Here is a 12,081-nt window from a genome sequence, read left to right on the forward strand (position 1 = left end):
TGGTGAGATTGCTGTTAGGCAACCATCAGCATGAAGGTGCCTACCCATGCAACCAGCATGAATGAAACGCCCATCAAAAAGTATTTCACGTAACAACTCCTTGTGGAGTCCTCGCAAACCAACGATCCCGATTGTTGTCTGAGTATTTTGTGGCAAATCAGCGGCGGGCGGCGGGTTCTTCAATCAGAAGGAACAACGTCCTGAGCTACGATTTACCGGTCGTTGCGATTCAAGTTCCTTGAGGTTATCCAGGAATCACAACAGGATCGGCGCTAATGTACTCCCAAAATCCTACCCATTTCAATACTGTGTTTTTGATCACACTTTTTGCCGGTTTTTTACCCTGCCAGGGCGTTGAACCGGGTGCAGCATGCACACCCCTTCGAGGTGTAATGGTTGATAAATGCCCGAAGTAACAGTTTGTTACAAGGCATCAGGCCACGGCACTGACGCTGGCGATCAGGATCGCCCAGAAGACCAGACAAGAAAGCAGGATAGCGGCCCAGACATGACGACGGTTGAGTTCCATTTTTAGCCTTCACTTTGCAATCGGTGGTTGTTTAATAACCCTATCGGCGCAAAACGGTAAAAATTTACTCTCTGGGCAAACTATTTATTCTGAGGGCTGGTGGATCGCCACTACCGTGGTATGCACTTCGTAGCCCAGCAGAAACAGGGCTTGCTCAAGGGCCTCAACCTTCGAGGCATAGGCCACATCCAGCAACCGTTCGATCTGTGCGCCGTTAAACCCCATCTGGCGGGCCAGCAGCGCTTTTGAGGTGTTGCTGCTTAACATGCGGTTATGCAGTTCCAGCTTTAATTTCACCAGCACCGGCAAATGCAGTGCGATGTCACCGCTCTGCAATGCGGAGGCCGCAGGCACCGGGCGCCCTTCTTCCATTTCAATGGCGATAGCCGTCAGCAGGCTTTCCTGCGCCTCCAGTTCGACGTCCTCACGTTTGTAGCAGGCGGCTTGCTGCTCGGGGAAATCGCGTAGGGTAATTTGCCAGGCATCGCTTTCGCTATCGAAGGCGTAATGGGCGGGGTAGTGGCAAGGCATCATATTTCCTGCTTGGGGGGAAGTGAGCCGCATTGTGACCGGTTGGCGACAACAATGCCAGAGATTGGCGTCCTTAAAGCACGTAGATAATCGCTGCGTAGGCCGCCAAGCTGAACACATTGTTGCGCCGTATCTTTTTTGGACGGCGACTGATGTTTTATTAGGAACTTATGCCAGTATTATCCTATAAGCCCAACGATACTGCGGATTAACATGAAATACAGATTTAACGATCGTGTGCTGTTTGATGGTGATAGCGGAACGTTGGGTCCAAGCGACTTTTCCGACGAGCCCACTTCTATTTCCAATCCTGCCAAACGTCTTTTGCTATTACTGATCGCCAATTATGGCAAACCCGTGGAACGGGAGGTGATTTTCAAAAAGGTGTGGGACGACTACGGCATGATCTCCAGCAATAACAACCTTAATCAATGCGTGAGCAAGTTGCGCCGGGTGCTTAAGGTGATGGGGATCGATGATGAGGTGATTGCCACAGTGCCGAAGATAGGGTTCATGTTACGCCGCGAGATCCAGGTTGAAATCAGCCAGGAAGACGATGGGCATTTTACCCCACTAATCCCTGCACAGACGGTGGGTGATGAGAGCCATGTGCCAGTAGAGAGCGGGCTGCAAGACGAAGCCGAGACAGATGATGATGTTGCTTCCGTTTCCGGGGCAGACGGTGAGTTCGATCTGCCGACAAGCGAAGAGATTGCCACTCCTGCCAATAAAAAACGTCTTGGTTGGGGTCTGATCGCTACGGTTGCTGGTTTGGTCTTTGTACTGGGGATCGCATCTACGATGTACGCCACCAATTCACTGGCCAGACAGGAGGTGTTTCTTGGCAAGGCAGGGAGTTGCAAGGTATTTATGTCGACATCCACGCAGTCAGGTGTCCCCAACTCTAGTCTGAATCAGGACATGCTGTCCTATGTTGAGCAACGAAAAGCCGAATGCCGGGCAGATGAATACCTGTTAGTGGTACGCAGCAACCAGGTTCGTTCTTTTATTTCTGGCGTGAGCCGCCTGTTTTTTGTGCGCTGTACCATCGTACGTGAGCACAAAATAGAGTTTTGCTCAGGGCTAGAGAACGACAGTCTACCGCTGTTGCAGTAAGGCTAAGTAAAAGAATGGGCCTGATCATCGTAACAGTAGTCTGGCTTTTTGGTGGGGTGAGCGACAATGCGCCGAGTTGTTTAAATTTTGTATTAATTGAACATAAAACAAACAAGTTTTTTGTGCTTAACAAAGAGACCATGCAGAGTTTTGTTCATTAAAATGGCTGTAAAAAACATTAAATTTGGATTTAAAATCTAAATAATTACGAGTTAATGGTTAATGATTCTTTTATACCGATTGCGGGTTAAGATTTTTCTCGTCAACGGGTGGTTAGGATTGTTCTTAAGTAACTGGCTGATGACGCTCACCACGGAACCTGCGAAGTTGTCGCAGAACGGTGGAAACAAACAAGTACGGCAAGATGGTAAATAACGGACCGATGACAGTAAAGATTCTCGGGCGCACCAATCGGCAATGTGCTTGGTTAACTACAGTTATCTTGTAACGGATTAGGATCATTATGAAATTTTACAACACCAAAACTACCCTGCTGGCCGCTGTTATCGGTATGACTTTTGCGAGCTCTGCGATGGCTGCTGACGGCACCATTACCATCAACGGTACCATTACCGACACTACCTGCGATATTTCGGTCAACAACCAGTCTAAAGACGCCACGGTAACGTTGCCGACCATTTCCATCTCTGCGCTACCAGCCGTTGGGGCAACCGCAGGGGCAACACCTTTCAGCATCGCACTGACCAACTGTGCGGGGGCTACACTTAATACTGCCAGCACCTTCTTTGAAGCGGGTGCTTATGTTGAACAGAGCACCGGTCGCCTGAACAACTCGGCATCGGGCACGGCGACCAACGTCCAGGTTCAACTGCTGAACGCCAATTTGGGCAGCATCATGGCGGGTAACGCACATAGCCAAGGCGATTTGGCCGTTGATATCAGCTCCGGCGGCGGCGTAATGAATTATTACGCGCAATACTATGCGAACGGGACGGTCACGCCAGGTACGGTTAATACCCAGGTGGATTACACCATCATCTACCTGTAAGACATCCAGCCGTGGGATGGGGGCAGCCTCATCCCCTTCAGAGGACAGCGCCATGTTAAGAACTCTATTTACCGTTTCCGCCTTTAGTTTGGCGCTGACATGGACAGTTGCCGCTGATGCTGGAGTGATCATCAACGCCACACGCATTATTTATAACGAAAACAGCGGTGAAGCGATTACCCAACTGCGTAACCAAGGGACTAGCCCGGTGTTGATCCAGTCCTGGATCGATAACGGGGATGTTAAATCCAAACCCGACACCGTCAAGGTGCCTTTTACCCTGACACCACCGGTCGCCCGTATCGATCCGGGTAAAGGGCAGGCGTTGCGTATTGCACGTACCGGCGGCGGATTGCCGGGTAACCGTGAATCACTGTTCTGGCTCAATGTGTTAGAGATCCCACCCAAGGCTTCCCAAAAAATAGCCGCGGGTGACAACCTGATGCAGTTCTCTTTCCGCACCCGCATCAAACTGTTCTATCGGCCGGATAACCTGCCAATGACCCCGGCTCAGGCTTACGAAAAGCTGGATCTGAGCTTACGCAAAGGGGCTGCGGGTTATGAAATCGTCGCCAAGAACCCATCGCCTTATTACCTTACTTTCCGCCAGATTGAAATTCGTAGCGCCAAAGGCGCGCCGGTACTGGGAGATCTGGGAAAAACGCAGGAAAGGATGGTGGCACCCTTTGGCGAGTTGGTGATGAAAATTCAAGGAATGAAATCGGCACCGTCAGCAGGCTTAAAAGCGTTTTACAGCCTGATTGATGATTTCGGTGGGGATAACAAAAATGAGCGGACGTTGGCGGGCAGTGGTAAGTCTTGATTGGCGGCCCTCTTTTCTCAACCAGATTTACATTGCGGGAGCCATTTTACTGGCTCCCTTGGCATTGGCTTATGCGGATGAAACCGAGGCTATTGAGTTCAACGAGTCTTTTCTGCGTTCGTCCGTCGATGTCAGCCAGTTCTCCAGCGGTAACCCGGTTGCTCCCGGCATTCACCGCATCGATCTCTATCTTAACGACCAATGGAAAGGGCGGCAGGACGTCAACTTTTCCCTGGCTTCACCGCAAAGCAGCATCGCTCAGCCTTGCTACGATCTGAAACTGTTAAGCCTGTTCGACATTGCCTTGGATAAACTGGACAAGGCGGTGTTGTCGCGCTTGCAGCAAGGGGAACAGTGTATTGCGCTGGGTGAACTGGTGCCTGGCGTGGAGGGCAATTTTGATAGCGGTGGCCAACGGTTGGATGTGCGTGCGCCGCAGTCTTTGCTGCAGCATGAAGCCCGTGGTTATGTCAGCCCTGAGTTGTGGGATAACGGCATCACGGCGGCGACCCTGCAATATGACTACAACGCCTACCGTTCCGATCATTCCGACTCATCTTCTCAAACCACCCAATTTCTGGGGTTGCGTGGCGGATTAAATTGGGACGTGTGGCGTCTGCGTTACCGGGCGTCGGCCAATTGGAATGATGACGAGGGTTTTCGCTATCAAAGCAATGAAACCTATCTGGAGCGGCCTTTGGTTGGCTGGCGTAGCCGGATGGTGCTGGGGCAATCGACCACCGACGGCCAAGTCTTTGACAGCATTGGGTTCATTGGCGCTCAGATCAGCTCGGACGATCGTATGTACAGCGATTCCCAACGTGGCTTTGCTCCGGTGGTGCGCGGTATCGCCAATACCAACGCGCTGGTGCGTGTCAGCCAGCGTGGCAGCCAGATTTATGAAACCACCGTACCGCCGGGGCCGTTTGTTATTGACGATCTCTATCCTACCGGCAGCGGTGGCGATCTGCTGGTCACGGTGACCGAAGCCGACGGCACCGAACGCAGCTTTACCGTCACCTATGCTTCAATAGCCGAGCTGCTACGGCCAGGTGTAACTCACTATTCACTGATGGCGGGGAAATATCGCAATAACTCGGTGAGCGAGGAACCTGCCATTGCGGTGGGCACCTTGAGGCATGGTTTCACTAATCTGCTGACGGGTTATACCGGCGTGATCGGTGCCGATGGTTATGCGGCCGCCTCGGGCGGTCTGGCATTCAATACCGATTTTGGCGCGCTGTCGGCGGATATTACCCAGGCACAAACGCAGTTTGATAACCGTCCTAACGAGCAGGGGCAGAGCGTACGGCTCACCTATGCGAAAATTTTGCCTGTGGTGGATACCAACATCACGCTGGCCAGCTACCGCTATTCCAGTTCTGGGTATTACAACGTAGATGACGCCATGTTGCTGCGCGATCGCGACAGTAATGATAGCGGCTTTGCTGACTATAACAGCTGGAAACGACGTAATCGTTTCCAGATTAACGCCAGCCAGTCGTTGCCGGAGGGGTTTGGGACTGTCGCGTTGAATGCCAACGTGCAGGATTATTGGGATCATGACCAGACCGACCGCGAATATCAACTTAGCTACAACAATCACTATAACAAGCTGAATTATGGGGTTAACTTCGCACGGACACGCAACCTGGCAACCGGAAACTGGGATAACAAAGCCATGCTGACCCTGTCGATCCCACTGGGCTCCAGCTCGCGTGCGCCTAACCTGACCAGCAGCTATACCCAGCAAAAGGATCGTCAGGGATTGCAGAACTCGCTGTCCGGTAGCCTAGGAGAGGACCGGCAGTATAACTACAGCGCCTTTACCAACTACGACTATGATAAAAATGGTAGCAACAGCGTTAGCGGTGGCGTCAACGGCTCATGGGCCGCGCCTTATGCCTTCGTTGGGGGCAGCGTTTCCGCAGGCCAGGGTTATCAACAATATGGCGCCAATATGTCCGGTGGCCTGGTTGCCTATAGTGGCGGAGTGGTGTTTACACCGATGCTGGGGGAAACGTCGGCAATCGTTGAGGCAGAAAACGCCAAGGGGGCCAGAATTACCAACTACAGCGGTCTGCGCCTGGATAACAGCGGTAAGGCGGTGGTCCCTTACCTCAGCCCTTACCGTCAGAATACCGTAGAGTTGGATCCGAAAGGGCTTTCCAGGGATGTGGAGCTGAAATACACCAGCCAGAAGATCGCGCCTACCGCCGGTGCCGTTGGGTTGTTACGTTATGAGACCGAAAGCGGCTACTCGATCCTGGTGACGACCCGAGACGTTGCTGGTAATCCGTTGCCCTTTGGCGCAAACGTGTCCGACGAACAACAGCGTAGCGTGGGGTATATCGGTCAGGTTGGTGAAGGCTTACTGCGGGTCAACAACCCTAAAGGCCAGTTAGAGGTGAAATGGGGGGAAGGGGCCGGAGAAAGTTGCCGGTTTAACTATCAGTTGCCCGCCGTATCGCCTGGGGATGAATCGGACTATCGCCGCCTGGAGGTAATATGCCAATGAAGCAACTACTGACTTTGGCCCGTTTGTTCGCGCAGTGGCTTGGCGCAGGGTTCCGGCTACGGGGTAAGCGCTTGCTTCTTGGCTTATTGCTGATCTTTGGCTACGGCGGAGCGGCCAGTGCCGAAGGGCTTGCGGTCAGTTGCGCGCGTAACAGTGGTTATTATCAGTTTTTCGACACGGCCACCATTGAGATTGGCAAAGACAGCGCCGTGGGTGACGTGCTGGGGCCTTGGATCAACTCTTACAACTCCACTGCCTGGAACTGCACCCCCAATAGCGCCTACCAGCAGCCGGTGCAGTTTAGCGTACAGGGTTACCCGCCTTACACTACGCGCAATACCATCGTGGTCGATGGGCAAACTTACATGCTGTATAACACCACGGTAAAAGCCGGTCTGGGGTATATCGTCCGTTGGCGTTATACCCTGAATGGTAAAACCACCAACTGGCAGCCGTTGACCATTGGCACGGGTGGGCAGCAGACCCATCCTGAGACCATTACCGTCAACTACAGCGGTAACCGCTTCTATTTGGGCGTTGATGCTCAGGTGCGGTTTGTGAAAACGACCACTGGCCTGACCGCTGGCGCAATTCCCTTGTTTGATCCAATTTATCTGCGGCATTTGGAGACGTATAACGGCATTGCTCTGCCGGGCGATCTCACCTACATGATTGCCCAGTTCAAAAGCGGCGGCACTATCGCCAGTGGCGGCACCTGCACCACTCCGAATGTGAATGTCGATCTGCCGGAGGCCAGCGTCGGTCAGTTCAACGGCGTGGGTTCGGTGGCAGGGCGTAAAGCCTTTGAGCTGGCGTTCAACCAATGCCCGGCTGGCTTGGCCAGCATTGGTTACAGTTTTGCCGCCACGACTCAGGTGCTGGATGCTGCCAATGGTGTAGTGGCACCGAATGCTACCTCAAGCGCTGGCGGTGTCGGGATACAGTTACTGCGTGGCAACAACCTGCCGGTGACGTTTGGCACTATTTATCTGCTGGATAACTATAATAGTTCGGCCAAGGCCAACTATCGGGTTCCCATGCAGGCTGGCTTGTTCCAGGTGGGTAATGCGGTAACCGCAGGTACGGCCAACACCGCAATCACTTTTACGCTCAATTATAAGTAGGGTGAAAATGGCAGCTATGTATGGTTTCACGCCACAATATCGCAGGCTTGGCCGTTGGCTATTAATTACGGTGATGGCCTTATTTATCCCACTGAGCCACGCCGAGATATACCTGGGAGCCACGCGCCTGATTGTCAATGGCAAGGATAAGGAAGCGACGCTGCGAGTGACCAACGAGGGCCGCTCTGCGGTGTTGCTGCAAGTCTGGGTGGACAATGGTGATAGTGAGGCGGCACCGGAGAAAATCGCCACGCCGTTTACCGTAGCGCCGCCGATCTTGCGCCTGGACGGGAAGCGGGCACAGCGTCTGAGAGTGTTGTTTACCGGGGCAGAACACACGCTGCCGAGCGATCGTGAGTCGGTGTTTTGGCTTAACGTGTTGGAGATCCCGCCGAAAGTGGCCGGCAATACGGCCAGCCAGATGCAGATGGCGTTCAGAACCCGGATAAAACTGTTCTATCGGCCACGGTCGTTGCAGACGATGAACACGGCTAACGTTCAGGATCAGTTACGCTTTAGCCTGGCAAAACAGGGCGGTAACCCGGTGTTGGTAGTCAGCAACCCCACGCCTTTTCACCAGACATTACTAGAAATGACGGTGGGGCGTGATAAGCAGCAGGCCGTCGTTACCCTGGTGCCGGAAAATGGCATGGTAAGCCCAAAAGGGCAGGCTGATTTTGCCTTAACTGCGGCTAAAGGCCCGGTGAATGCTGGCATGAAGGTGTTTTACTCGGTGCTTGACGACTTTGGCTCTGTGGTTACGGCAGAGCAAGCCTTGCTAGCTGCGCAATCGTCCTTGCCGCGCTAGATATTTCTGCGATCTCTGCCCGCTTTTTAATCACACCGCACGTATGGCGTATATTTTTCAGGCTTTGCTAGTATTCTTAGAGATGCAGCACATTTAACGAGCGATTGTCATCCTGCTTGTGGCACGTCAACTTTACTGTAAACGTTGAGGAGGAGATCATGGAAACTTTGGAAAAGTGCTATGTCTATGCCAAGAACACCAGCAACATGGATTTTCTCGCTTCTACGGTGGCATTCTTGGAGTTTCAGGGGCGTGAAGTCGATGCTAACGGCGTGGCGGGTAATATGTCGCGTGAACAGAGCGACAACTTTTTTGAACGGCTAAATCATTACCGTTCCATCTATAAAAAGCAGGCCCAGCCCGTTTGAATCCACCCCAAGGCCCCGTTTTCGGGGCTTTTTCATTTAACTTTTTAATTTAAATACGATTTTGTGTGATTTACTTCGAAAGACGAAAAGATAGGTCGGAATGCCCCTGCGGTTGAACTCAAGGGGCGTTGTTGCTTGTGGGCTGGCGCTATAAGCATCTGGAAAGTTTGTTTACCACATCAAATCATCAGGCACGACAAAATCGGCATACGGATCTTCTTCATCTTTAGCCTCTTTACTCAGTTCGGCATTTAATACAATACTGCTCGCATCACGCTGCGCAATTTTATCTGCCACGATCGCGGGTATAATCGCGTATTCGCCATCAGGATTCTTATCGGTAATCAGACGAGCAATGGCAAGGCGGCCACTAATCAATTGAGATTGAGTCGTCTTATCCACATATATTTTTTTAATTAAATTATTATCTGTGAAGTTATAGCCAATATCGCCATGTGAAATAACGATCCGGTTCATTTCAATAAGCTGCTTAACCTGGGCTTTATATTCTTTAGCTAAGGCGGCCTGCTTTTGCTGCTCATTCAGCTGTTTATCACGCTCAATCTGTGCCTTTTTGTTTTCTTCCACGGCCTCTCTTGCCTCACGAGCCTGAACCCGCGATTTTTTAGCCGTTCTTTCCACTTTCGCCAGTTTTTTACTGTTGACCAATCCAGCTTTAAGCAGCTGCTCTTGTAATGTTAGCTTTGCCATGTTCGTTTCCGAAACCGATTAAATAATGCCTTGGATTATACCCTTAACCTACGAGGTTGTGCTAGGTAGCGGGAGCAGGTCACACATCATATTGATAATGCTATATATCCTGACCTCAGCGGCAGCATGGTTGCTGATTTGTGTAGGGGTCGAACATGTTCAGCCTGAGTTAACCCATTGGTTATCTAAAGGGCGGAGCATTGCAGCACCCCGACACTGAGCAAGATTAGGGGATCAACTGCTCGGGGGAGCAATCATACAGCGCCGCTAGTTTTTCACGGGTACGCTTCTGAGGGCGGTCTGATGCCTCCCATTGCGAAACGGTGGATTGGGTGGTGCCGAGTTTTTCGGCCACATCATACTGAGACAGGTCCCGATAGATCCGCCAGGCCGCCAAAAGTGAAACTTCCTGATCAATCATGATCTTGACGATCGCGTTAGGCACGGTCACATCATCGGATTTTGAGGCAGTGTAGGGCACATCTTCCCATTCATTTTTTGCGTTAATCAGTTTTTCATATTCGCTATAGGGCACCACGGCATACTGTGGTTCGCCTTTATCATTGCGGATAATTTGCACTGCCATTTTCGGTTACTCCTGGTTTTACTCTAGATAGCTACATGTCATATGAGGAAAGGGCGGGTTTTCCCGCCTTAGTACGTTTTCGATGACCTACGCTTAACTGCGGCAATCTCACAGATGACCGGTTCACCGTCAGTGATTTCGAAGATTACTCTATAGTCTCCAACTCTTAGCCGGAACTGGTTATCAGCTGCGTGGAGCTTCCTGATATCGAGCTTGACGGCCGGGAAGTCTTCAAGTTGGTTAACCTTCTCACTGATGGCTTTGCGGTACCTGGTGTCGATTGACAGCAACTGTTTAAGTGCTTTCTTCGTCCATTGAACCGTAACCATCATTTCCTCATTTTGTTAAGGAGCGCTATCCTTACTGGTCGATTAGATAATAAGATTTAATTGCGGTAAACTCAACAAAAATACGATTTAAATACGATATTTGCGATGTGCTTCGCAAGAAGGAAAAGTTGGTCGGGATAATGAGATGGTATTGCATGCTGGATAACGGATTGCCGAATCTATGAACTGGCAACATGGGCCGTATTTAGGGGGCCGTGACTGGATTTTGTTCGCGTGGGGGGAGATTCGGTTCGTATCAACATGGTGTCCCCTGCAGGAATCGAACCTGCAACTAGCCCTTAGGAGGGGCTCGTTATATCCATTTAACTAAGGGGACACAGCGGGCGCAGTATACCCATTTTTACGCTTGGGTTTAAGAGGTTATTGGCCTGATCGTCTGAAATGTAACCGGTTTTCTCTGTTTTTAGCCCATTTCTTGCCGTTAGTCGCCCATCAATATGCGTTTGCGGCAGAAGTCAGGCGCTTTGGGGAAGGGCGAGCGGCAGGAGTGAGGCATATAACAGTGCCCCACAGCTGCCGCCGTGGTATCAAGGAGTTGTCTGGTTCTAAGGGGTTAGATTAAAAAGTTTTGCTGCATCTTGCTAAAGTCGGCGTCGGTAAAGCCTAATTCCTGCTTGATGTAACCCGCAACGCTACCAGATTGTTGTTTCATGGTGTTGAACACCTCAACAATAAAGGATTCGCGCGTATCAATCAGCGTATGCAGGTAATCAAGCACATTCTGGTCGTCGGTTATTTTACGGTAGGCAGCCATTTTTACCTCGTTGCGCTCCATGCGGTTGGCCTGGGTTAGCATGTAATCGGCAATAATGTCATCCTCTGAAACCCCCAGCATGGATAAAACCAATAAAGCGCCATAGCCCGTGCGGTCTTTGCCCCCACGGCAGTGCTGAATATGTGGGCTGTTGTCTTTATCTAACAACACCTCAATCATGGCCTTAAACGCTGTTTTAGATTTGTCACTGGTCACGAAGTGTCTGTATTGTTCTAAAACCTGTGCGCCTTGCCCATTGATCAGTTCTGCAGGGATATCGCGCATAACGCTTTCGATCAGCATGCGATCTTCGTCACTGGGCTCGGCAGAAAACTGGGCCGCCAGCTCTGCGGTTTGCGCTGCCGCATCCAGGTGATAGGTTCTTTTCTCTCCAACAGTATCGTTGGGGCTTTTGGCGATCTCATTGGCACTGCGGTAATCAATAATGGTCTGAATCTGCAACGATTCGATGTATGCCATGGCCTGCGGGCTGAGGTGGTGTAAATGGTTCGAACGGTACAGCATTCCCCATTTTACTTGTTTGCCACCGGTACCCACGTAGCCGCCAAAATCCCGGAAGTTATTTAATCCGCCAACGGGAAGGGTCCTTTCTGCGGCAAGATAAGTTTGGCCTCCCTGCTCGATAATAAAATAAACGCGCTGTTCGGCCTTTAACGGATCGTCCAATAAATAGGGGCTAGTGGCATTGTCCGTAATTAAATAGCGTTCCTGACTGTTGGCATCATTATCTTTTGTCCAGTATAGCGACACCGGGCCTGCATCTGAATTAAAGCTTATCTCGAGCTGGGTCTTGTTTTTTCTGCTGACGGATAACTGAATCTTCGAATTCATCA

Annotated in this window: 13 protein-coding genes and 1 tRNA gene; 7 read left to right on the forward strand and 7 right to left on the reverse strand. The window is 51.2% G+C overall.

Annotated elements, in window-relative coordinates:
- Window positions 1–14: 14 nt before the first annotated feature.
- On the reverse strand, window positions 15–89 hold the full coding sequence (ypdK, locus tag ACMV5I_RS12185; protein ID WP_099782600.1) for a membrane protein YpdK: 75 nt from the start codon (window positions 87–89) through the stop codon (window positions 15–17).
- A 524-nt stretch (window positions 90–613) separates the two neighbouring features.
- A complete protein-coding gene (locus ACMV5I_RS12190) occupies window positions 614–1,060 on the reverse strand; it encodes a hypothetical protein (protein ID WP_261169690.1) in 447 nt (148 codons plus the stop codon).
- A gap of 213 nt (window positions 1,061–1,273) precedes the next feature.
- Here ACMV5I_RS12190 and ACMV5I_RS12195 point away from each other — a divergent pair, with 213 nt between their 5' ends.
- The 7 genes from ACMV5I_RS12195 (at window position 1,274) to ACMV5I_RS12225 (ending at window position 8,826) form a co-directional block, all read left to right on the forward strand.
- Window positions 1,274–2,176 carry a winged helix-turn-helix domain-containing protein gene (locus ACMV5I_RS12195; protein WP_414824456.1) on the forward strand — a complete coding sequence of 301 codons (903 nt, stop codon included), beginning with the start codon at window positions 1,274–1,276 and terminating at the stop codon, window positions 2,174–2,176.
- A gap of 463 nt (window positions 2,177–2,639) precedes the next feature.
- A complete protein-coding gene (locus ACMV5I_RS12200; protein WP_414824457.1) occupies window positions 2,640–3,185 on the forward strand; it encodes a fimbrial protein in 546 nt (181 codons plus the stop codon).
- A gap of 52 nt (window positions 3,186–3,237) precedes the next feature.
- The gene (locus ACMV5I_RS12205) at window positions 3,238–4,008 is read left to right on the forward strand and encodes a molecular chaperone (protein WP_202672943.1); all 771 of its coding nucleotides are present in this window, start codon (window positions 3,238–3,240) and stop codon (window positions 4,006–4,008) included.
- Window positions 3,974–6,526 carry a fimbria/pilus outer membrane usher protein gene (locus ACMV5I_RS12210; protein ID WP_414824459.1) on the forward strand — a complete coding sequence of 851 codons (2,553 nt, stop codon included), beginning with the start codon at window positions 3,974–3,976 and terminating at the stop codon, window positions 6,524–6,526. The genes ACMV5I_RS12205 and ACMV5I_RS12210 overlap by 35 nt, the downstream gene beginning before the upstream one ends.
- Entirely contained in the window at window positions 6,523–7,650 is a 1,128-nt protein-coding gene (locus ACMV5I_RS12215) for a fimbrial protein (RefSeq protein WP_414824461.1), read from the forward strand. The genes ACMV5I_RS12210 and ACMV5I_RS12215 overlap by 4 nt, the downstream gene beginning before the upstream one ends.
- A gap of 7 nt (window positions 7,651–7,657) precedes the next feature.
- Window positions 7,658–8,458 carry a molecular chaperone gene (locus ACMV5I_RS12220; protein WP_202672940.1) on the forward strand — a complete coding sequence of 267 codons (801 nt, stop codon included), beginning with the start codon at window positions 7,658–7,660 and terminating at the stop codon, window positions 8,456–8,458.
- A gap of 158 nt (window positions 8,459–8,616) precedes the next feature.
- On the forward strand, window positions 8,617–8,826 hold the full coding sequence (locus ACMV5I_RS12225) for a glycogen synthesis protein (RefSeq protein WP_237737087.1): 210 nt from the start codon (window positions 8,617–8,619) through the stop codon (window positions 8,824–8,826).
- Window positions 8,827–8,997: 171 nt separating this feature from the next.
- Here ACMV5I_RS12225 and ACMV5I_RS12230 read toward each other — a convergent pair whose 3' ends face one another.
- The 5 genes from ACMV5I_RS12230 to ACMV5I_RS12250 all read right to left on the reverse strand — a co-directional run bounded on the left by ACMV5I_RS12230 (window position 8,998) and on the right by ACMV5I_RS12250 (window position 12,079).
- The gene (locus tag ACMV5I_RS12230; RefSeq protein WP_065683030.1) at window positions 8,998–9,537 is read right to left on the reverse strand and encodes a DUF2058 domain-containing protein; all 540 of its coding nucleotides are present in this window, start codon (window positions 9,535–9,537) and stop codon (window positions 8,998–9,000) included.
- 226 nt (window positions 9,538–9,763) lie between these two features.
- On the reverse strand, window positions 9,764–10,123 hold the full coding sequence (locus ACMV5I_RS12235; protein ID WP_261457362.1) for a helix-turn-helix domain-containing protein: 360 nt from the start codon (window positions 10,121–10,123) through the stop codon (window positions 9,764–9,766).
- Between the two features lie 68 nt (window positions 10,124–10,191).
- Window positions 10,192–10,452, reverse strand: a complete 261-nt coding sequence (locus ACMV5I_RS12240; protein WP_414824501.1) for a type II toxin-antitoxin system RelE family toxin — start codon at window positions 10,450–10,452, stop codon at window positions 10,192–10,194.
- 262 nt (window positions 10,453–10,714) lie between these two features.
- Window positions 10,715–10,789 (reverse strand) — tRNA-Arg (locus ACMV5I_RS12245).
- Window positions 10,790–11,026: 237 nt separating this feature from the next.
- Window positions 11,027–12,079 carry a tyrosine-protein phosphatase gene (locus ACMV5I_RS12250; RefSeq protein ID WP_414824462.1) on the reverse strand — a complete coding sequence of 351 codons (1,053 nt, stop codon included), beginning with the start codon at window positions 12,077–12,079 and terminating at the stop codon, window positions 11,027–11,029.
- Window positions 12,080–12,081: the final 2 nt, after the last annotated feature.

The organism is Serratia sp. T13T92 (assembly GCF_047530105.1).
GTDB classification, from domain to species: Bacteria; Pseudomonadota; Gammaproteobacteria; order Enterobacterales; family Enterobacteriaceae; genus Chania; species Chania fonticola.